Genomic DNA, 21,055 nt, shown 5'->3' on the forward strand with positions numbered 1-21,055 from the left:
GCGACGCCGTCGGAAAAATGCGGATGCGCGTTGGTCTCGTTGGGCACGCCATGGGTGGCCCAGCGTGTGTGGCCGATGCCGATCGTGCCGTCGAGCGGCTCGTCCTTGAGCCGGCGTTCGAGGTTGATCAGCTTGCCTTCGGCGCGGCGGCGGGCGAGTTCGCCATGCTCGATGGTGGCGACGCCGGCCGAGTCATAGCCGCGATATTCCAGCCGCTTCAGTGCATCGACGATGAGCGGCGTAACCTGCGCGTGCCCGACGATTCCAACAATGCCGCACATGGTTTTGCCCCTGCAGAATTCCGGCCATATCACCGTAGAAGGCAAGATATCCCTCCTTGATTACGGGCTGATCGTTCATTCGAAGGAGCCTACGGCCTTAATCGCGACCAGAAACCGTCGTGCTGCGAAGCGGCGTGGGCCCAGGCGGCGGAGTTTGCGTCGTTGGCCGCGTGAAGCCGCCCGACGAACAGTTCGTTCGAATGATGCGCTTCCGTTGGCCCAGGCGCATGTTGAGGCAGCCGGCAAACCAAAACACACCCAACAGCCGGTTAGGCCCGGCCGCCTGATGCCCCCCTATAAGAGGCTGTCGGGCCGCTTGATCTGTCTGGGGCTTGCACGCGAAAGCGCTCCCGACTGCCTCGCGTGCCGGAAAGCGAGCGGCGCTGGGATCCACGCAACGAAAAACCAGAGATGAACACGAGAAGGACCATCCGACGCAAAAGCCATCCTGGCATGGGTCACAAAGGTGGGTTGAGGTGATCGGCGACCGCCAGACCGAAGACTCGTTGCCGTTAAGGCGCTGAACCGCCGGCACCTGGCATCGTTTGATTGAACGAAGACGCCGAACTGATCTCTCGATACAGAAGGAAGCTCAGTCCGCGCCTTGCTGGGTCCAGGCATGCGGAAGGGGGATGCAGGGCATGAAGTTCAGAGATCTGATCAGACGTGCCGACAACAATGTGGAGAAGTCATTCGAGGATCTCGAAGCTGACTTGGCTGATGCCGTTGACGAGTGCCTTGGCTTGGATGACCTGTCGGCGCTGGCAATGGACGATACCGCGGACGAGCCGCCCATCCCAGACGACAACAGCGAACAAGGCGGCCGCGCGCAAACCGAGGATGATGCCGGCGCCGAAGATGCCGGCACTCCCGAACCCTTGCGGCGACTGACCTCTCATACGCAGAGCCGTATGGCTGCCTTGAGTTCCTTTGACGGGCTGTTTCGCGATGCGAAGCTCCATTTCGAGGAGATCAACGCGAAACTGTCAGAGATCGCAAGCACACATCAGCTGACCTTTGAATTCTTTCATATCCTTCACGCCGACATTCTCCGCGCCAACGAACTGGAGCTGGCCAATCTAAACCTGACCGCAGAGCAAAAGAGCCTGTCGGACAAGGTCAATGACCTGACCCGAAGGCAGCATGAGCGCGAAAGCATGGTGGAGGCCCTGCAGCAGCGCGAGGCAAGCCTGGTTCAGGACGCCGAGGCGCTTCGTGGCGCATTGGCCGCGGCAAGGCTGGAGCTTGTGGAAGCCGCGAACACCAACGCCAAGAACCAAGCGGAATTCGGAGACCTCACAAACACGCTTGCCGCCGCAACCGTCGAGGCCGACAGGCGCGCGCGCGAAAATAAACTGCTGCGTGAAAAGAATGTCAGCCTGTCGATCGACCTGGAAAAGGCGCTGAAGCGGGAGGACGAGGCGCGGCACCGGCTGGACGCCTTCTCCACGATCCATGCCAACGAAGCCGCGCGAAATTCCGAAGTGCTTGGTGCGCTCGGCAAGAGCGAAAAGGAAGCGGCACGGCTCCACACCGCGCTCGAGGCCACCCAGGCGAAATTGTCGGAAGTGACGGAAACCGCCAGGATCATGGAGGCGGACAAGGATGCCGGGCTCGAACGCAGCCGTGCCGAGATCCGAGGATTGCGTTCCGAGATTCAGAACCTCCATTCGCGACTGGAGGTCGCCTCGAACGCAAACAGCGAGGCATCGGCCGAGATCGCCAGGCTCAAGCTGCAATGGAGCGACGCGGTGGCGGAAAAACAGGTGGCGGACGAAAGGTTGGCGGCCCTCACCAAGGAGGCCGAGACCGACAAGCTGAACCTTTCGAAGATAACCGCCAATTTCTCACAGCTTTCGCTGCAGCAGGCATCCGATCAGCTACAACTCGATATCCGCCGGCAGGAATGCGAAGACCTGCGGGCCGAAATTGCATCGCTCAACGCCCGGATCAGGGAACTGCTGCCCTATGAGAGGCTCCGTGGCACCACGAACGCCTTGCCGCATACGAACGATGTGGCCAAGAAGGTTCCGGTGACGGCGGAGCGAGCGGTGCGCACCGCTCGCCGTGTCCGCCGCAGGGCGCTCACCGCGTCGTAGGAGGAGCTAGCTGATCGTATTTTGCGGCTCGCTTCCAACAGTTCGTCACGTCATTGGCGGAAAGCCCTGGACATCTGATCCGTCAGCGGCTTCAGCAGATAAGACCAGACGCTGCGTTCGTCGGTGCTTATGTGAACCTCTGCCGGCATGCCAGGTTTGAGCACCTTGGCATCGGTCAGGCAGGCCGCCTTGTTCTCGACATTGATGCGCGCCGAGAAATACGAAAGCTGTTTTTGCTGATCCTTGATCAGATCCGCCGAGATGCGCTTGACCGACCCCTGGCAAGCAGGCGTGGTGCCGGCATCGAAGGCCGGAAACCGGATCGAGACGTGCTGGCCTGGACGAACGTCATCTATGCGCGAGGGGGGGATCAGCGCGTCGACGACGAGGTTGTCGGTGTCGGGGACGATCATCATGACCACCTCCCCCGGAGCGATCACTCCGCCGATCGTGTGGATAGCCGATTCCTGCACCGTTCCCGATTGCGGAGCGCGGATGTTGGTTTTGGTCAGTTCGTCTTGCGCCACGACCTTGCGCTCGCTGAGTTCGGTCTGCTTGGCTTCGGTTTCACGAAGTTCGCTCGTTACTTCACTGCGCCTTTGCTCATCCAGCTGAAGAATTTGCAGTTCGGTCTCGCTAATCTTGGCCTGTGCCTCAGCGACCGCCGCCGCCAGGCGTCCTGATTCTCCGTGCGCTCGGGTGGCATCCAATCTGATGTTGCTCAGTCGCTCCTTGGACACCAATTTTTTTGTAAAGAGCGCCTGGACATCGCCAAGATCTCCGTCGAGCAGGACCACGGACTGGTCTTCCGCGGCCTGCTGCGCCTTGAGGCCATCGATCTGGCGTTCGAGTTGGCTCGAGCGGCTTTGCAACTGTGCCTTCTGCCCCGTCAACGCCGTTGCGCGGCTTTCGAAAAGGGTGCGCTCTCCTCTGACCAGTGCAGCCAGTTCCGGGTCGCCCATCCGTTCTTGAAGGCTGGACGGAAGCTGCATTTCCGGCAGGCCTTGCCGCTCAGCCTCCAGCCGTGCAAGCCGGACGGTTGTGCGATCAAGATCCTCGCTGATTATTTGCAGGTTGGCCCGCGTCAGCGTGTCATCCAGCCTGGCCACCACATCGCCAGCCCGCACATGGTCGCCATCTTGCGCGAAGATGCCACCGATCGTGCCGCCCGTCAGATGCTGGACCTTCTTGATGTTGCTTTCGACCACCACGGTGGCAGGCGCGATCACCGCGCCGGCGATCTTGGTCAAACCGAGCCAAAGCCCGCCGCCGACAACCAACATGGCCGTGACCGCCGCGCCCAGGATCAGGTTGCCCCTGATATCATCGCGCGCCTCGACCGAATTCGCCTCGGCCCTTCGGCTCCCGTTATCGAACGGAGCATACGAAACCATCGTCGCGTCAGACATGAAACAGCACCTTACGCATGACCGCTCACCCCTTTCTGCATCGGAACAACCGACGCCTGCCGTTCGGCAGGGGTCGGGAAAGGCCGGATGACATTGGCCAGGACCTCCTCGCGCGAGCCAAAGGAGTGAAGCATCCCATTCGACATGACGAGTACCTTGTCGATATTGCTGAGGGCAGAAGGACGGTGCGCAACAATGATGACGATGCCTCCACGTCGGCGCACCCCCAGGATGGCGCCGGCCAGGGCAGCATCACCATCGACGTCCAGGTTTGAATTCGGCTCGTCCAGGACGACCAGAAACGGGTCGCCATAAAGTGCCCTGGCAAGCCCAACGAGTTGCCTCTGTCCGGCCGACAAGGCTGCCCCGCCCTCGCCTACGCGTGTTTGAAAACCATTCGGCAACCGCATGATCATCTTGTCGACGCCGGCGGCCCTGGCAGCTGCCAGCACGCCCTTGGCGTCGTCGTTGCCGCCAAATCGCGAAATGTTATCGGCAACCGTCCCGTCAAACAGTTCGACGTCCTGCGGCAGGTAGCCGACATGAGCACCAAGCTCTTCCGGGCTCCATTGGTCGAGCGAGGCTTCGTCCAGCCTTACCCTTCCGCGAAGGGGCTGCCACACGCCCACCAGAGCGCGCACAAGTGTCGTTTTTCCAGAACCGCTCGGGCCGACAATGGCCATTCCCGCGCCCCCAGACAGGGTAAAACTGACATTGGCCACCGTCGGTTTTTGCTGGCCCGGCGGCGCTATTGTCAGGTCCTCTACCGCAAGCGCCGCCTGCGGGCGCGGCAGTTCCATGACTTCTTCATGCCCACCGACGACAGCCAGCGCCGTGGCCAGTTGGGAATAGCTTTGCCGGAAAGCCGCGAAGCCTCGCCAGTTTGCCAGCGCCGCGTCAACCGGAGCCAACGAGCGGCCCAGCAGTATCGACGATGCTATGATGACACCTGGCGACGCTTCCCCCCCGATCACGAGATAGGCGCCCAGTCCCAGAACTGAGGACTGCAAGGCCATCCGCAGCGCCCTCGAGAGGGCACCGGTGGCGCCGACAATGTCGGAAAGCCGTTCCTGGTGCGTGAGATAGGCGTGGTTGATCTCGCTCCAGCGGCGGGCAAGCCGCCCGGAAAGGCCCATCGCGCGCACAACCTCCGCGTTGCGGCGGCCAGAATCGGCAAGATTGCGTTGCGACACCAGCGTCTCGGACGCGCGCGCCGCCGATGCGCGGCCGAGGACTTCCGCTATCACCGTGAGCAGCACGACAATAATCGCGCCGCTTGTTGCCAGCAGACCGAGCGCAGGATGCAGAAGATAGATGATCAGCAGATAAAACGGTATCCACGGCGCGTCGAAGATGACGGTCGGCCCCAATCCTGAAAGGAAGCCGCGGATCTGATCCAGATCACGCAGCGGCTGTATCCGGTTCGCGTCCTGCCCGCCGATGAGCGGTAAGGACAGCGAGAGGCCGAAGACCCTTTGCTGCAGATTCTTATGGAGACGATTGCCTATTCGAACCAGGAGGCGAAGCCGCACGAAATCCAGCAATCCGTAGACCGCGTAAAGACCCAGCATTCCGATCGTGAATCCGACAAGTGTCGGAACGCTCTGCGAAGGCAGAACGCGGTCATAGATCTGCAGCATATAGACGGAGCCGGTCAGGGCGAGAAGGTTTATGACCGCCGAGAAGACGCCGACGCCTACCAGCCCGGGCACGGCGCCGAGCATGGCGCCACGCAGATCGGGCGAACGTATCCTTCCGGAGCTCATCGCTTGCGACCTCCGGTGAGAAATCGTTGCGCAAGCTCATTGGCCCCACTGGCCACGGTCAATTTTTGGGTTTTCAGGAGCGTATCCCTCATTGTCTTCTAATTTACGCCCCACTAACATATGTGGCCTTCGGTCAAAATGTAGCGAAATCGTGGCGCCGGTCCGAAAAACCCGGACCTGGCGCATTAAATCAGGGGAAAACTGCCGTTTTGAGGTGTCCCGGAAGGCTGTGGAGGTCGCGTTCCCGGCAGTGCGACCGACACCGAGCCGTCCCTTTCGGAGGGTGAGTCGCTCCCCAGCCAAACGGCTCCCCGGCCGTTTCACGGAGCCAATTGAGTGTGCGATTGTCGTTTAGCGCTTCTTCGCGATAACCAGGAAATGTTGCGCCAGCTGTCCAGGAACGTGAAGAGTTCTGGACGCCTTCTCGAAGGGCTCCATCAACGCTTCACACACCCTTGGCAAGAGGTTACCCGGCCGGGGCAGATAGCCGTAAGGTACCATCTCCTCGACAAGGAACCCCGACGCGGTCAGGAGCTCCTTGAACGTCGCCGCGCTCAGCGTGTGGCGAACTGTGCGTCCAAACAACCGATTGAGCAGCCGGGAGGCCATGCCGATGGGTGAAGTCGCATTCATGTGAACGTTGCACACAAGTCGCCCACCGTCCTTCAGATGCTCATTTATCGCCTTCAGCGCATCCCGCTTCAGTTGATCCTCGGCGTTCAGGAAGAAGCGAAATGCGGTTGTGACGTCGAAGGTCTCGCCGAGGGGCCGCGTTGTCATATCGATTTGAAGCAATCGCACATTGGGCGGAACTTGCGCGCAGTCGAGCATGGATTTGGAGACGTCGACGCCGACCACCTCGCCGAAGAGCCCGGCAGCAACGTTGGCGATGCGACCTGTTCCGCATGCGAAATCGAGGCAGTTTCGGCCGGCTCCGCCCATTGGGCGAAGAACGTCCAGGATCAAAGGTTTTTCGATTTTCTCCCAAAGCGCGCCATAATAGCCGGACTCGTGCGTTTTGTTGTATTGCGCGCCGTAGCCCGGCGCGCAATGGCTGGCCCTGTAGTCGTGCGACACCCTGTCGCCCTGCGTGTGGACCTGCTGGTTGGACGTCAGCTCCTGCCAAATTCCGGGCTCACCGGTCTGCGGCTTTGCCCACGGAACTCGCGATGCTGAAGGCGTACCGAAAGCGTAACTTGCCGACTGAGCCATGTGAGCCGTGTTCGTCGGCGGCGGCTTCACCCCATGCCTGGAATTGAGCCTCACCTGTCTCTCCCGTTCGGTTGTGTTCGACACCCTGATCGAACAAGTAGGCTCCCCACCCATTTTATCGGACTGCGACTGAGGCGGCCTATTGGATTGCCGCGCTTTGCAGATCACTGCTGAACCTGGCTTCGACAGTATCCCCCGGCATCACGATCGTGTCTTCGTCAGCCGACAGCTTGCGCCATTCATCGCCGACCTTGCGGACGATCGTGACCTGAGCCCGGATTGTTTCGCCGGCAATCGGCAATGGCTGGGCGGACGCACCGGTCGGTTGCAGCTTCTCGCTGGCGGCGTGGAGCCTGGCGGTGACATCGGCCAGCCGCGCGTTGGTCTCCTTCAGATCCGTCAGCAAGGCAATCCTCCTTTGATTGTCATTGCGTTCGTGCTGCCTGACATAGTCCTCCTGCTGGCGCCGCGCTCTCATGAGTTCGACCGAAGTTTGCAGCGCACCGCTCGACGACAGAAGCAAGGCGCGCCTGACATCGGCGAGCCGAGTGTTGGTCAGATTGCCTGCATCAAACGCCTTGGTTACTTTCGCCAGGTCTTCCTGATCCGCCTTCACGCTCTCGGCCTCGACCTGTTCGCGCTTCTGCAAAACCTCGATTTGGTCGGCCGCATCCTTCTCGCCCCTCTCAAGAAAAGCCTGCTCCTGCTGGAAATCGCTCAGCGCAATCTTCAGCCCCTCGGTTTCAGCCTGGGCGATCGCGGCTCCGACGCTGGGCGACAGAGGTGACCCCTGCGGCGTCTGCTTGTCGAAATCCGCCTGGCCCTGAAGTTCGGCGCGGACACGGGCGGCGTGAAAATAGTCTTTGGTGTAATCCCCCCAAAGTGTTTCGTAATCGCGCCTGAGATCAACCGGATCGGGGCCTGTTTGGCCCGCGCGTGACCGCAAAAGGCTGAAGCCGCCGGAGACGGCAAGCGCCTGCCGTACGGTCATGAGCGGACGGTAGGCCTGTTGTCCCGGGGTGAGCACGTCGCCCATCACGTAGATTGGACGATACTCCACGATGATGGCGGTCACGTCGTCTGGCTTGACGACAACCATCTGCTCCCGTCCATCGGCCAGACGCACGTGAAAGATCTTGGTCGGCAAAAGCGCTTGCATGCGCGTCTGCAATTGAGACGCCGTGAGGCCTGCGACCATGATCATCCCGGCTTCGGGAAGGGCGATATTGCCGTCCATCTGGACCACGGCGCGCTGGGCTCGATCCGGGATCGGCGCTATCCCTATCTCGACGGTATCGCCAGGCGACAGTTGATAGGGCTCGGCTTCGCCTGCGGCGGCCACCGATGTCAGGGACATCACCGCAACCGCGGCAAGAACGGTTCGTTTACTGAAGGCCATTTGCGACAATCTCCTTCTGGTTCGGCACCGGCTCCGAAGGCCATTCAACACGGGTAACGAAATCGTATACCGGGCCACCGGGCACACCCCAATTGCTCGACCAGATCACCTGCGAGCCGTCCGGCGAGGGCGAGGCATGCGTCTCGCTCCAGTAGTCGAAGTGGGCGTTCTGCGTTTCCACGATACGGCGGACCTCTCCGCTGCCGTCCGTGCGCACCGCAATGACCTGCTGCGCGTAAGGCGCCCAGTCCGGGTGCTGCGATACTTCGGCTGGCGTCCCGCCATAGCTCAGAAACACCCAGCCGGGCCTGTCCAGGGATCTGAGCGACGCATGCATGGCCTCGCCATATTTCATCAGCGACGTGACCTTGCCGTCGGCCAATCGGCGCTTGATCACCTGATATATGTCGGGATCCGATTTGCTGATCCCGACATATATTTCGCTGCCGTCGGCATCGACCGTCATGTCGCCGTGACCGGGCCGGTGGTGCTCCATCCACTTCTGTTGCAAGACGCCGTCGATGGAAAAGACGAAGGTCGGTTCATGGTCGTCCGACAATGCCTGTGAGCACACAATATTGATTCCGAGCGGAGAGATCGAGCAGGAGCCGGTGGTTCCCGGAAGCGCGGTAAGATCGATATCCGGGAATTTCCGCCGCTCCTTGAGGTCGTAGCCGAAGACCACCGCTTTGCCGTCATTGCGCGTTGCACGCACCGCAATGCGGTCGCCGTCGCGGCTCGGATTGCCTTTGTAAGGCCCGAACTGAAGTTTGCTGTAGGCTGCCGTGTCGAACACGACATCCTCATGATTTGTGCGTGGCGCCCAGGTCGAAATCCGCCGGCCAGCAACGCAGATCATCAGCTGGGGATCCCTTGGATGCCATTCGCATTCAGTTTCATTCGAGCGGTCGCGGTGGAACAATGGCACGTAGCTGTGCCCGTCGAGAAAGCACATGCCACCACAACCATTGACGATCACGAGAAGGCTCTGATCAGCATTCCAGGCCTGTGCACTCGAGTAACGGTGGGTGCAGTATTTCTTCCCGCAGACACCCGCGAGGCCGAGAATTCCGGGTTCGGTGATCCGTACGAAAGTCGCGCCGGACCAGGGATCCGTTGCTTGGCCAAGATAGTCCGGCAGGTTTTTCACCGTTTGCGATGCGCTGCTTTCGCGACCCCCGATCATATGAATAGTCGCGAACATGGCACCGGCAATCAGCAGCAGTGCCAACATGTGCCGGCGGAGCAGGGTCATGTCATGTAACCCATTTCGCGCCGTACCCGGCCTTCACTAAGGCGCGCGCGCCACCATGCGATCGTTCGCTCCAGCCCATCGCGCAGGCTGGTCTGCGCCTGCCACCCGGTCTCGCCTTCAAAACGCGAAGAATCGGCGAGCAAGGCGCGAACCTCCGAATTTTGCGGCCGCAAACGCCTTTCGTCACGATGGACCGGTTTCTTGGAACCGCTTAGTTCGAGGACAAGATCCAATACGTCGGAGATGGTCACTGCGCGTTGGCTGCCGGCATTGTAGGCGTGGCCGAATTCGAGCCCGGCCAGGCCCGCGGTCTGGAAGGCTGCCGCGGTGTCTTCGACAAAGGTCAGGTCACGGATCGGGCTCGTATCGCCTACCATGATCGCGGGGCAATTCGGATCGAGGGCCTGCCGGATGATGGTCGGCACGATGGCGCGCTCACTCTGGCGCGGACCATAGGTGTTGAAGGGCCGCATGATCACCACGGGGACATCGAACGACCTGGCGTAGGACTCCGCCATCATGTCGGCGCCGATCTTGGATGCCGAATAGGGCGACTGTCCCTGCAACGGATGCGTTTCGCTGATGGGCATGGTCTGGGCGGTTCCATAGACCTCGCTCGTGGAGGTATGCACCACCCGCTCCGTCTCCCATTGACGCGCCGCTTCAAGAACGTTCACCGTGCCCAGGATGTTGGTTTCCACATAGGACTGGGCAGCCGCGTAGGAATATGGGATCGCAATGAGCGCGGCCAGGTGAAACACGACGGCCTGACCGCGCACGATCCGGTTCAGGAAGGCGCTGTCGCGGACGTCACCGCGGACGAGCTTCAGCTGGCTGCGGATCTTGTCCGGCAAATCGTCCAGCCATCCATGGCTGTCGAAGGAATTGTAGAGCGCCAGAGCCGTGACATCCGCGCCGTTGCGGACGAGCGCCTCAGTGAGATGCGAACCGATAAATCCATCCGCGCCTGTCACCAGAACTTTCTTGCCATTGTAGCTCATGACTGCGCATTCCCTTGGCTGACTGGAGCGCTTTCCTTTTGGGGTTCATACGTCGATCGGCTGTGATGGAACCCAGCCGACAACCGCCAGGACGCCACGCGCCATCCACACGATGTCGGAGACGATGGTGCGCTGAGGATAATAGGAGAGGTCGAGTCTGGCCTTGGCGGGGAACATAACCTCCCGATAAAACAGGATCGGATCCGCGGATCGGGGGAAGAAATGCGCCTCGTGCCGGAAGAGAACCTGGGTTGGCCCAAGCAGGCCGGGCTTGTATTGCAGGACGGCCTCGAGGCCGCCGCGGAAACAATCGGCGAAAGCCATGCTCTCGGGTCGTGGCCCGACGATCGCCATCTCGCCTTTGAGGACGTTCCACAGCTGCGGCAGTTCGTCGAATTTTGTTGCCGCGAGGAACCGGCCCACCGTCGTCATACGGCTGTCGCCCACGACGGTCAGTGCAAGGCCTTGGGAATCGCAGTTCACACCGAACTTGCGAAATTTGTACATGCGGAAGGGTCGGCCACCAGCTCCCATGCGGGTCTGTGCGAACAAGATCGAGCCACCGCCTTCGAGCAGAAGCGCGCCGGCGATCAAAAGCATCAGCGGTGCAAATATGATGAGCGCGGCGCCCGCGACCACGAGATCGATCGAGCGTCTTGCCAAGCCGTGAGCGGTGCTTGAGACGAAGTGCCGGTGAAGGGAAAGGTCCAGTGCGCTCATGCCGCAGTTCCTGCTTGGGCGTCGCCGTTGAGTGCGCTTGCGAGTGCAGCCACAACCGCCTCGGCGACGGTCGAGGTGATCTGGGGGTGCAATGGGATTGTCAGTTCTCGCTGAGCAAAGTCCTCTGTACGCGGCAGAGTGATGCCGGGATAACGCTCGCGATAGAACGTCATTTGGTGCACCGGCGGATAGTGAATCGTGGTCTGTATCCCCTGCGTCCGCAATTCGTCGATCACGTCCTGCCGCCTTGCGTAGCGCGGCAGAAGGACCGGCATGATGTGGTGAGCCGACGTCCTGGGTTCGCTGAATGGAATGGTCACGGCCGGGCAATGCTCCGCGATGAGGCGTCGATACAGGACGGCCAGGATACGTCTGATCTCGTTCCACTCTTGCAGGTTCTGCAGCTGGACCAGCCCAATCGCCGCCCGCATCTCGTCCATGCGGTAGTTGAACCCGAGCATCGTGACATCATATTGCGGGGTACGGCTGTTCAGCCGCTGATGGGTCCCGCTGGTCATCCCGTGCCCGCGGGCCTGGCGGATTCTGTCTAGCAGATCGGAATCACGGGCGATCACGGCGCCCCCTTCCGCCGTTGTCATGTTCTTGTTGCCGTAGAAGCTGAAGGCGGCCGCAGTGCCGAACGTCCCCACTTCCCTCAGGCCGGGCGCATGTGCGGCGTCCTCGATGATATGGAGCCCTCGAACCCGGGCGAACCGCTGCCATTGTTCCCGATTGGCGAGATAGCCCGCGAAGTGAACGAGGATGACCGCCTTTGTGCGTGATGTGCACCGCGCTTCGGCTTCCGCGAGCGACATCAACGGCACGTCGACCGACTCGATATCGACGAAGACCGGAGTTGCCCCTACATAAAGCACCGCATTCGCGGTCGCCACGAAAGTCAGCGACGGGACAAGTACTTCGTCGCCAGGTCCTATTCCCAGTGCATGCAGGATGAGATGAAGCGCCGCGGTGCAGGAACCGACCGCCACGCAATCTCGCGCGCCATGCATATCGGCAAAGGCCAGTTCGAAAGCGCGCACCTGCTCACCCATGGTAAGCCAGCCGCTGTCAATCACCTTTGACAGGGCTGCCTTCTCCGGCACGCCTAGGATCGGGGCGCTTACCAAGAGCATGTTGACCTCCTAAAAATCCTTGTGGTGGGTTCGGCCTCTACATCCGGATTTTCATGCGGCCGCGGCCGCGACCTCGATCGAGGTCGACTGCTCTTCCCAGGCAATCGCCTGCGCATTCTGGAAGTCGTCGACGCGACCGATATCGAGCCAGAGACCGTCATGCTTGTACACGTGTACGGTCGTGCCGCCCTGCATCATCTGCAGCATCAGGTCATCGAACCCGAATGGGATGCCGGAAGGAATGAACCGCAGGACATCCGGGTTCATGCAGTAAATCCCCATGCTGACGAGGTGGGAAAGCGTCGGCTTTTCCCGGAAGAGCTGAACGGCATTGTCGACCTCGTCGATGACGCCGAAATCCATCTTGATGAGGCGGCAGGCCGTAGCGATCGTAACCGGATCCTTATGCATGCGGTGCGCCGCCACAAACCGGCTGAGGCTCAGGTCGGTAAGAACATCGCCGTTGAGCACGACAAAGGTGTCGTTCAGTTCATCCCTGATCAGAGAGAGAGGCCCAATGGTGCCCAATGGCTCCATTTCCTGCGTGTATTTGATCTTCAGATTCCATTGCGATCCGTCGCCGCAGACGCTGCGGATCAGGTGCCCGAGATACCCGGTCGTGATATAGACCTCCTCGATGCCGTTGCGCCGCAGCCACTTCAGAAGCAGCTCAAGAACGGGCCTGGCTCCTATCGGCATCAAGGGTTTCGGTAGGACCGAGGTGAAGGGCCGAAGGCGCGTACCCATCCCACCACATTGAATCACCGCTTTCATCCGATCCTCCTGATTTGCAGTTGCCTGTGTCCGGGCATTTCGTGTTCGAGCTCATTCGGACCTGGCATTCCGTCAAATCCGGCTCGACCCTCGGCGGCAATCCGAACATCATACTTGAAGGGTATGTGACAGCCGGGGCGGCTGTCGTCGTGCATTCGAATGGTACCGATCCAAAGCGTTTCCGGTATTAGATAATCGCGAGGTCAAGGACGGACCCAAGCATCTGGACCTGGCCATGAGACCAATGAAGCCGAACGAGTCCTGCGATCAAAAGGCAGCGATCCGCCAAGTGCCGGGACCGTCCCGTGCGCCCTCGGTGAAGGCAGGTGCCGCCATCAAAGCGCCCTGCCGCACACCGAACATTGGAGACGGGCACTCGATATCGCTCGGCAGGCAGGCACGGGACGCCAGGATTAAAAAAAATAACGACGGCTCTCACAAATTAGTACTATATTAGCCATGTGTGATGTGCGTGGGTTGGGACGCTGCGACCATCACAGTGATGTGATGACCAGCGGTTGGCTACGACTTTGGACTCACCGCGGTTCCGATCATCACAGAGGAATGGGAGGTTCCAGCGAGTATTCTCGTCTGGAACCGGGCAACGCGTTGGGGTAGTTCAATGTATCGGATCGTCATCGCCGACGATCACGGCTTGTATCGTCGCGGCCTTCGGCTGGCACTTTTGGCTGGAATTCCAAACGCCGAAATATTCGAGGCCGCGTGTTTCGATGCTGTGGTCAATCTTCTGGAGGAGCAGGCATCCATCGATCTTGCGATCCTCGACCTGAACATGCCTGGGCTGGTTAACCAGGAGGTGCTCAGCGACGTTCTCTCTGCGTATCCTCACACACGCTTTGCGATCGTTTCCGGGGACGATTCCCGCTCGGAGATCCTGACCGCTCTTTCGATCGGGCTTCACGGTTACATCGTCAAATCGCAGAAAGACGAAGAAGTCGTCTTGGCGGTAAATGAGATCCTTGCTGGCCGGATCTATGTACCATCACTCTTGTCTCGAACGTCTGCCGACCAGAGAGCGTATGCAGCCCTCCCCTCGGCGAAAAATCCAATCCGTCATCGCATGAGCTCAAGCGATCTTGGCAGACTGACATCGAGGCAAAGGGACGTCCTCAAGCTGATGGCGGAAGGGTACTCGAACAAGGAGATCGCCCGCAATCTGGACATTGCCGAAGCGACAACGAAAATCCATGCCGCTGCCATTCTGCGCGAGCTCGGGGTGCGAAACCGGACTGAAGCAGCCGTTTTGCTGCAAACGTGGATGTCGAGAAACGTGAACTGATGTTTGCCACCCGAAGCGGGAAGCGGTTCGGGCCGGCATGCATGGGATAGACTTGGGCGCGCCCGAAGAAACCGGCGCGCTTTCGGAGCGGCAAGAACTACAGCTCAATTTCCTTCCGCGATAACCGCAACGAATATCGCAGTCCATATTCCGATATTTCCAATTTCGGCGAATGCCCGACAAGCGGCGTGCCGTCCACGCCGATTATCATGGACCCGAACCCGTGGCGCACGACGTTTGAGTTCTTCCGACCTCCCGATTCCACCCAATCGAAAACCAGATCGTCCCCTGCGCCGTCGGATGCGAATTGCCACTTAACTCCGACCTTGCCTTGTGATTCACCCAACGCACCGTGTTTCACGGAGTTTGTCGTCAGTTCGTGGAGGATCATCGCAAAGCTCTCTGCGACGCCACTTGGCACTGTGAGTGAGGGGCCACTGACCGTTATGTCCCGTGTCTCCTTGAAGGGCTGCAACTCCTGAGCCACGAGATCGTGGAGCATCCCCGACAGGCTCTTATGACGAGACAGGATGAGATGCGTCGCTTCCAGCGTTCTGATCCGATCGATCAGCATCTCCTTGTATTTGGCAACGTCGTTCTCGGGAACATTGATCATTTTTACCAGGGCCGTGATCACCGGGAACAAATTGCTGAACCGATGGCGGTCTTCGAGCATGATGCGCTCGTGCTTCTTCACGGCGGCGCGAAGAAGCGTGGTCTGTCGACGTTCGGTCAGATCGGCCGCCACCCCGATGCGCATTGCGCGGTCGCCATGTTCTTCCTGCCGTCCGCGCAGAGCAACCCAGCGTATGTGCCCATCCATCCGCCGGACACGAATCTCGACGTCGTAGTTCACTGCCTGCGAGGGTTTTGCCGAGGCAGCCAATTTCGGCCAGTCTGCCGGATGGACCACAGCCGATAGTTCTTCCAAGGGGCGCACGGGCTTGGAGGGCAGGCCGAGAATGTCCCAGAACTTGCCGGAGCCCGCGACTGTCCCCTCCTTGATATCTATCCGCCACGTGCCCAGGCGTCCGGCAGACAGAGCGAGATCGAGCCATTCCTTCTGAGCCCGGAGGGCCTCGCGTGCGGCTCGTCGCTCGGAAATATCGTCGACCACCACGAACACGCTTTCGGTGGATGCCTCGTCAGGCCGCGACGAGGACAGGGCCAGACGGGCCCAGAATGCCTTGCCGTCCTTGCGCAAGACGCGAATATCGGCAGCGGACGACGCGGCGCCATTATCCAGATCCTTCAACAAGGCCCGCACGGCATCTCGATCGTCAGGAAGAACGAGTCCTTCCAGCTTCAGCTGGGCAAGTTCCTTTTCTCCATAGCCGGTCATCTCATAAAAACGTCTGTTCGATTGCAACAGTTCGCCACGTCGATTGGCATTTGCAAAACCCAAGGCAGCGCGCTCGAAGGCCCAACGATAGCGGCTCTCGGCTGCATCGATGGCAGCGAGCCTCGCCTCCGCAACCTCGAGCGCCCCGCGCAAATCCTGTCGCAGGCGATGGAACACGGATGCGATCAGGCCACCCGAGACCAGAAGGAAGATAGCGCTCGTCCAATCTTCAGCTGAGAGTTGGGCGTTGAGGACGCGCCGCATCCACAAGCCGGCGGCGGCCATGAGAAGCGTTGCCGCGATGGCAACCAACCGCCCTTCGAGGTACACGATAACAATAATTACGGGGATAAACGCAATAAACGTCGCACCCTGGCCGACATATATCGTACTTATCGCTTCGAGTATTATCGATCCTGCAAGCACCAATAGCGAAGCCACATGAGCCGACGGGGTGCTTGACACGTTCGATTTGAGCCAGCGCAGATACGAACCCATGCGCCCAGACTACAACCTTATGTCTAGCTCGTCGAGACTAGGCCGCTAGGGGGCAGCCTAATACCACTGCCCGATTGCCATGCCTTTGCCTGCGAATAGAATCAGGATCGGCAGGGCACTTCAGGAAGCCATATTCAAGGAACGCTGCGGAAAAACCTTCCGCAGATTTCTACGGTTGTGTCGAAATTAGAGTGGAAGGAGCGCATTCCCGCCAGCAGGCGGAATTTAAAGGCAAGTAAATCACGCAAAATTTACTTGGGTCGGTAGCAACTAGGGTTGGGGTAGAAGCGATGACACTGATCGAGAGGCGCAACGACACCGTTGCAGTCAGCCAATACATTGTATTGAAAGATACTCGTCACGCACGTCCGATACATCTTTCGGATCGGCCAGACGCCAGACCTGGCGGGCCGCAGCGACGGAGTTTGGAATCCATAACCGGCATGCTTGAACGCATCGGCTGCGGCTATCTTGTGCTGGACCGCGACAGGAAAGTAATCGAGTGGAATACAGCCGCGCAAGACACGCTTGAGCGGCAGGGCGAAGCGGCTGACACGGCCGTCGAGCTGTCCGCGGGGCTAAGGCGGCTGGTCGCGAATGTTCCGGTCCATTTCCAGCCGGGATCACTCTCATGGGTGGTGATCCGCAGCAGAGGCGACAGGCCTGTGATCCTGAATGAGGCGGGCGTCGTCACACCCGACGGGACAAGCATCGTCGCATTGCTGGACCGGGAGAACACATCGGCGGCCAACCCTCAGACCTTGCAAAAGATGTTCGGTTTGACCAGCGCGGAAACGCAGCTTGCATTGCGCCTGGCGCAAGGCGATGCACCGCTGGAGATTGCTCGCAGCTGGCATCTCAGCCGCACGACGATCCGCTCCCAGCTTGCCTCGCTGTTCGCCAAGACCGAAACAAGGCGTCAGGCCGAACTGGTTGCTCTTCTGGGGCGCATTTCGGTCCTGCCATGAAAGAGCGATTTCGGCGGGCGTCAGGACCCGTCGAATTCAGCAGACCGAGATATATTGCCATGGCAACGCGGCTGCAAATTCTGCGGCCGCGGTTGCGCAGATTGCAAAACTCGCGGTGCCATCTCCAGCCTGTCGACGCGCTATCGAACTCGGGCGGAGCGCGGAATCTCGTAATTGGAGTGACCTGCCATGGTCGAAACAAATTCGACGGTCCACAAGCTGCCTGATACCGCTCGTACGCGGTCGGACGGTGCTGTACTGAAACTTGCACGCGCGGGACCGATCGTCGTCACAGGCGCCGCTGGATTCATCGGGTTTCATGTCGCGTTGCGGCTTTTGCGGCGTGGCCTTGTCGTTATCGGCGTCGACAATTTTACGCCCTACTACGACGTCAGGCTAAAGGAGGCGCGATTTGCGCAGCTCTGTGCCGAGCCGAGGTTCACTCCGATGCGGATGGACATGGCGGACCAGGCGCAGGTGAAGGCGCTGTTTTCCGACTTCCAGCCATCGCACTTCGTGCACCTCGCCGCCCAGGCTGGGGTGCGTTATTCGCTCGCCGACCCGCATGCCTATGTGCAGTCGAATGTAGTCGCGTTTCTCAATGTTCTGGAGGGCTGCCGGCACGCCGGCGTCAGCCATCTCGTTTATGCCTCGTCGAGTTCCGTTTACGGCGCCAATCGAAGCATACCGTTTTCCGAGCACCATGGCGCCAGTCATCCGCTCAGCTTCTATGCCGCGACCAAAAGCGCAAACGAATGCATGGCGCATTCCTATAGCCACCTGTTCGGCTTGCCGGTGACAGGATTGCGCTTCTTCACCGTCTATGGTCCCTGGGGCAGGCCTGACATGGCAGTCTATACGTTCACCCATGCCATCGCCGAGGGGCGCACGATCGAGATTGCCAATGCCGGCCGCGTGTGGCGAGATTTCACCTATATCGACGACATCGTAGAGGGGGTGGTTCGCGTGCTCGCCGCGCCGCCTCGTCCGGATCCGGACTGGGACAGCCGCACGGCTGACCCCGCCACCAGTTCGGCGCCATATCGGATCTACAATATCGGCAATGACCGGCCCGAAGAAATCAACCGTCTGATCGCGATCATCGAAACTGCCCTTGGCCGCCGCGCCCTTCGCGTCAACGTGCCTTTACCTCCAGGTGACGTCCTGAAAACCCGCGCCGACGTCAGCGACCTCCGCCGCGCTGTCGGCTTCGCACCGGCGACGGCACTGGAGGACGGCGTGCAACGTTTCGTGGAATGGTACCGGGATTTCCATGCAAGCCCCGTCGGCCGAGAACGACATGCGTTCGTTCAGGCATAGGGCGAGACCACGGGAGGCCGGACGGCGGGCACACCGCCGGTTCGGTCACCCGACCTATGGCTGACGCGGCGCGCCTTCCCACCAACACTCCTTCAAACGACGCATACGGACCACAGGATGCAAAGGCCGCGTCGGCGGGCGCGATGGTGTCGGGGGGCGGGAGACCATCGATGCGTCTTTGGGGCCAGGCCGCCGACCTGCTCCTTCAACCATGTTGCAGGCACAGGGCTAGCGGTCGCAGGCCGATCGATACGCCGGCGCCGTCGTGAGGGACATCATCGATGGATAGGCCACCTCATTTGCCGGCCTTCAATAACCAGTTCCATTGTTGGCCGCCAATCGCGCTTGGCCTGATCGAGAGCAGGGCAGACACCAAGCCAGGCAGGATCTTCAGTCGCTTGCCGATATAGACGGCCATGGCAACGTTCCAGATGGCTAGGGCAAGCGCGACACCGACAGCCGCGCCAATTGGGCCGTATATCTCGACGCCCACGGCACAGGCTATGATGTTGGCGGCCGCACCGGCGATCATGGTCGTTGCCGCGGCCCACTCGTTTCCGGTCATCGCCAGCAGATTCTGCTGAGGCCCGCACAGCGCAACGAAAACATAGCCCAAAATGAGCACCCGCGCGATTGGCGCTCCCGCAGCAAAGCCCTCCCCGAAGAAGCTCAAGAACGGCTCGGCGATCATCATCATTGGGACGGCCACCGCGATGGCGCCGCCCGCAGACAGCAAGGTGGCCCGCGCGAACAGCTGCTGCAGGCCTTTATGATCGCCTCTGGCGTGCAGATCGGCCGCTGTTGGCGAAAACATGGTAGCGACAGCGATGCGGGAAAGCCCCACAAGCATCGCCACGTTCAACGCCAGGGCGAAAATACCGGCCTCACGGATATGATCGGTCCAGCCCAACACCAGCACGCCAGCACGACTGACGAAGACATCGAGGCCGGTAATGAGCATGAGCGGCGGGACGGCAAGCCACCATCCCCTCGGTTCGTAAGCGGGCTGAGCCTGCCGCAGGCCAGGTGGTTCAAACTTCCTGGCGGTGATGAACACCAGCCCAACAGTGATGGCGGAACTTGTCAGCACCGCCAGCATCACCTGCGGGGCGTGCACCACCCACAATCCGGACTCGGCCATGATCGCCACCAATACCAGCAGCAGCCCGTCTCGCACGATGCGCTCCGGCAACAATGCCGAAACGACGCCGCCGAAAGCACGCACAAGCGTAGCGCCAATGGCATAAGCGGTAATCAAGGGTACGGCCGCCATGCCAAGCATGGTGCTTATCTCAAGCCCTCTCTGCGTATGATCCGGTTGCGCCTGCTCTGAAAAGAAGAGGACCAAGGCAGCACCCGCCATCCCGAACAGCGTCGCCGCGAGCAGCGATCTCCGCAGGGCGAATTTTATCACCCCTCGCGCCAGATCGAGCCTGCCGTTGGCTCTATAGGCGGGCACAAAACGCAGCAGGGACACATTGAAACCAAGCGTTGCCAGATAGGCGAGCACGGAGGTCCAGGCCAGAACGTAGGCATAGATCCCGTAGTCGTGAGGCCCGATGAGGCGCGCAATGGCCAGCTGTGCAAGGCTGGTCAACCCGGCACCTCCGATGTAGATCAAGAGGGCGAAGACGCTCGCCCTCGCGAGCCGCGAGCCGACGTCCTTATTTCGCCGGGGTGTGGCTATTGGAAGAGCACCGGCGGGATGACCCGGAGACTTTCGAGACACGCGACTATCGATTGCCGCAGCATGCGCAAGTGGTGCGCTTTCTTTTTGGTTTCGATTTGCGAATCCTTTATCCATCCGTGAAAGCGCGGAAATGATTTGCTTCTCGACCTTACAAATACTTTTGAGCCCAGATTGACTGTCGGCGTTCTCGACGGAAACGACACTTCGGCCAGAAATCGCGAGAAGATCGTTTATCGATTCGAACACGCCAAAGGCGCTCATATTCACGTCCAAGTCGGCCTCGAAAATCCGCTCCGCCGGCGGCTCGTGCTCCATCCGATGTCGGAGGCGACTCTCCACGACCGCAGATGGCACCACCAGCCTGATGGTGAGATCGGCCGGCGGCGCGAGACTGAGTGCCTTTTCGAGCGCTTCGCGGTCGGTGCCCCCATTGAACATCGCCAGCGATCCAATCGCTTGAACGTATCCTTGATCGAATATGACAATTTCGGGCGATTGCTTCGCGGCGCTCCAGCAACGCGAAAGGTGCAAGATATATCGCCAGATCCGGGCGCGCCATATTCGTTTCTTCGGCGGTATCAACTTCACCATCGACACCGAACTTGAAATATCGTCCAGTCGCCCGATCGACGATAGAAATATTCCCGCAGTCGAGAATATCGCCGATGCTATTCTGGAAACGAACAGAACGATCCCAAGGTCGAAGCTTCCGGCCCTGGTGCTGGGCTGATAGCTGAGAGCGACCTTGGCGCGATAGCCTTTCCCGCGCAACTGCTCGGCGAGCGCATGCGCAAATGTTGTTTTGCCGGATCCTGGCGGTCCGAAAAATTCAATGATCATTCTGGGGCAGGCCCGATTGTTGGAACGCAGTTGGTTCCCTGTGGCATT

The 21,055-nt window shown here is 60.2% G+C and carries 15 protein-coding genes and 1 pseudogene; 4 read left to right on the forward strand and 12 right to left on the reverse strand.

Features of this window, described 5'->3' with window-relative positions; genetic code table 11:
* Positions 1-281, reverse strand: a pseudogene (locus CK227_RS35020) (glutamine--fructose-6-phosphate aminotransferase); the annotation flags it as partial.
* Between the two features lie 641 nt (positions 282-922).
* Here CK227_RS35020 and CK227_RS35025 point away from each other — a divergent pair.
* Entirely contained in the window at positions 923-2,380 is a 1,458-nt protein-coding gene (locus tag CK227_RS35025; protein ID WP_095776098.1) for a hypothetical protein, read from the forward strand.
* A 50-nt stretch (positions 2,381-2,430) separates the two neighbouring features.
* Here the strand turns inward: CK227_RS35025 and CK227_RS35030 are convergent, their stop codons facing one another.
* The 9 genes from CK227_RS35030 to CK227_RS35070 form a co-directional block, all read right to left on the reverse strand.
* On the reverse strand, positions 2,431-3,774 hold the full coding sequence (locus CK227_RS35030; RefSeq protein ID WP_095776082.1) for an HlyD family type I secretion periplasmic adaptor subunit: 1,344 nt from the start codon (positions 3,772-3,774) through the stop codon (positions 2,431-2,433).
* A 26-nt stretch (positions 3,775-3,800) separates the two neighbouring features.
* Positions 3,801-5,555, reverse strand: a complete 1,755-nt coding sequence (locus CK227_RS35035) for a type I secretion system permease/ATPase (RefSeq protein WP_095776083.1) — start codon at positions 5,553-5,555, stop codon at positions 3,801-3,803.
* Between the two features lie 351 nt (positions 5,556-5,906).
* Positions 5,907-6,821, reverse strand: coding sequence for a class I SAM-dependent methyltransferase (locus CK227_RS35040; protein WP_245318411.1), 915 nt, complete (start codon positions 6,819-6,821; stop codon positions 5,907-5,909).
* Between the two features lie 85 nt (positions 6,822-6,906).
* Positions 6,907-8,166 carry a polysaccharide biosynthesis/export family protein gene (locus CK227_RS35045; protein ID WP_095776085.1) on the reverse strand — a complete coding sequence of 420 codons (1,260 nt, stop codon included), beginning with the start codon at positions 8,164-8,166 and terminating at the stop codon, positions 6,907-6,909.
* On the reverse strand, positions 8,153-9,421 hold the full coding sequence (locus CK227_RS35050) for a hypothetical protein (RefSeq protein ID WP_095776086.1): 1,269 nt from the start codon (positions 9,419-9,421) through the stop codon (positions 8,153-8,155). Before CK227_RS35050 ends, CK227_RS35045 begins: the two co-directional genes overlap by 14 nt.
* Positions 9,418-10,422: an NAD-dependent epimerase/dehydratase family protein gene (locus CK227_RS35055; RefSeq protein WP_019860115.1), complete on the reverse strand. Its 1,005-nt coding sequence runs from the start codon at positions 10,420-10,422 to the stop codon at positions 9,418-9,420. The genes CK227_RS35050 and CK227_RS35055 overlap by 4 nt, the downstream gene beginning before the upstream one ends.
* A gap of 45 nt (positions 10,423-10,467) precedes the next feature.
* Positions 10,468-11,142 (reverse strand): sugar transferase, encoded by a 675-nt coding sequence (locus CK227_RS35060; RefSeq protein WP_095776087.1) that lies wholly within the window; start codon positions 11,140-11,142, stop codon positions 10,468-10,470.
* Positions 11,139-12,275: a DegT/DnrJ/EryC1/StrS family aminotransferase gene (locus CK227_RS35065; RefSeq protein ID WP_095776088.1), complete on the reverse strand. Its 1,137-nt coding sequence runs from the start codon at positions 12,273-12,275 to the stop codon at positions 11,139-11,141. Before CK227_RS35065 ends, CK227_RS35060 begins: the two co-directional genes overlap by 4 nt.
* A gap of 51 nt (positions 12,276-12,326) precedes the next feature.
* The gene (locus CK227_RS35070) at positions 12,327-13,049 is read right to left on the reverse strand and encodes a sugar phosphate nucleotidyltransferase (RefSeq protein ID WP_019860119.1); all 723 of its coding nucleotides are present in this window, start codon (positions 13,047-13,049) and stop codon (positions 12,327-12,329) included.
* A gap of 622 nt (positions 13,050-13,671) precedes the next feature.
* Between CK227_RS35070 and CK227_RS35075 the strand changes: the two genes are divergently transcribed.
* Positions 13,672-14,349 (forward strand): response regulator transcription factor, encoded by a 678-nt coding sequence (locus CK227_RS35075; RefSeq protein ID WP_095776089.1) that lies wholly within the window; start codon positions 13,672-13,674, stop codon positions 14,347-14,349.
* A gap of 97 nt (positions 14,350-14,446) precedes the next feature.
* On the opposite strand, the gene CK227_RS35080 is transcribed toward CK227_RS35075, so the two are convergent.
* Complete coding sequence (locus CK227_RS35080; RefSeq protein WP_095776090.1) at positions 14,447-16,189, reverse strand: PAS domain S-box protein; 1,743 nt, start codon at positions 16,187-16,189, stop codon at positions 14,447-14,449.
* Positions 16,190-16,479: 290 nt separating this feature from the next.
* Here CK227_RS35080 and CK227_RS35085 point away from each other — a divergent pair, with 290 nt between their 5' ends.
* Positions 16,480-17,157, forward strand: coding sequence for a helix-turn-helix transcriptional regulator (locus CK227_RS35085; RefSeq protein ID WP_095776091.1), 678 nt, complete (start codon positions 16,480-16,482; stop codon positions 17,155-17,157).
* Positions 17,158-17,415: 258 nt separating this feature from the next.
* Complete coding sequence (locus CK227_RS35090; RefSeq protein ID WP_095776099.1) at positions 17,416-18,477, forward strand: NAD-dependent epimerase/dehydratase family protein; 1,062 nt, start codon at positions 17,416-17,418, stop codon at positions 18,475-18,477.
* Positions 18,478-18,772: 295 nt separating this feature from the next.
* Here the strand turns inward: CK227_RS35090 and CK227_RS35095 are convergent, their stop codons facing one another.
* Entirely contained in the window at positions 18,773-21,007 is a 2,235-nt protein-coding gene (locus tag CK227_RS35095; RefSeq protein WP_095776092.1) for a polysaccharide biosynthesis C-terminal domain-containing protein, read from the reverse strand.
* Between the last annotated feature and the right edge of the window lie 48 nt (positions 21,008-21,055).

It is taken from the genome of Mesorhizobium sp. WSM4308 (assembly GCF_002294905.1).
Lineage (GTDB): Bacteria > Pseudomonadota > Alphaproteobacteria > Rhizobiales > Rhizobiaceae > Mesorhizobium.

What these genes read in the sequence shown, in the direction of transcription:
- CK227_RS35025 (WP_095776098.1), top strand. Translation starts at nt 923, where the DNA reads ATGAAGTTCAGAGATCTGATCAGACGTGCCGACAACAATGTGGAGAAG.
- CK227_RS35030 (WP_095776082.1), bottom strand. Translation starts at nt 3,774, where the DNA reads ATGGTTTCGTATGCTCCGTTCGATAACGGGAGCCGAAGGGCCGAGGCG.
- CK227_RS35035 (WP_095776083.1), bottom strand. Translation starts at nt 5,555, where the DNA reads ATGAGCTCCGGAAGGATACGTTCGCCCGATCTGCGTGGCGCCATGCTC.
- CK227_RS35045 (WP_095776085.1), bottom strand. Translation starts at nt 8,166, where the DNA reads ATGGCCTTCAGTAAACGAACCGTTCTTGCCGCGGTTGCGGTGATGTCC.
- CK227_RS35050 (WP_095776086.1), bottom strand. Translation starts at nt 9,421, where the DNA reads ATGACCCTGCTCCGCCGGCACATGTTGGCACTGCTGCTGATTGCCGGT.
- CK227_RS35055 (WP_019860115.1), bottom strand. Translation starts at nt 10,422, where the DNA reads ATGAGCTACAATGGCAAGAAAGTTCTGGTGACAGGCGCGGATGGATTT.
- CK227_RS35060 (WP_095776087.1), bottom strand. Translation starts at nt 11,142, where the DNA reads ATGAGCGCACTGGACCTTTCCCTTCACCGGCACTTCGTCTCAAGCACC.
- CK227_RS35065 (WP_095776088.1), bottom strand. Translation starts at nt 12,275, where the DNA reads ATGCTCTTGGTAAGCGCCCCGATCCTAGGCGTGCCGGAGAAGGCAGCC.
- CK227_RS35070 (WP_019860119.1), bottom strand. Translation starts at nt 13,049, where the DNA reads ATGAAAGCGGTGATTCAATGTGGTGGGATGGGTACGCGCCTTCGGCCC.
- CK227_RS35075 (WP_095776089.1), top strand. Translation starts at nt 13,672, where the DNA reads ATGTATCGGATCGTCATCGCCGACGATCACGGCTTGTATCGTCGCGGC.
- CK227_RS35080 (WP_095776090.1), bottom strand. Translation starts at nt 16,189, where the DNA reads ATGGGTTCGTATCTGCGCTGGCTCAAATCGAACGTGTCAAGCACCCCG.
- CK227_RS35085 (WP_095776091.1), top strand. Translation starts at nt 16,480, where the DNA reads ATGACACTGATCGAGAGGCGCAACGACACCGTTGCAGTCAGCCAATAC.
- CK227_RS35095 (WP_095776092.1), bottom strand. Translation starts at nt 21,007, where the DNA reads ATGATCATTGAATTTTTCGGACCGCCAGGATCCGGCAAAACAACATTT.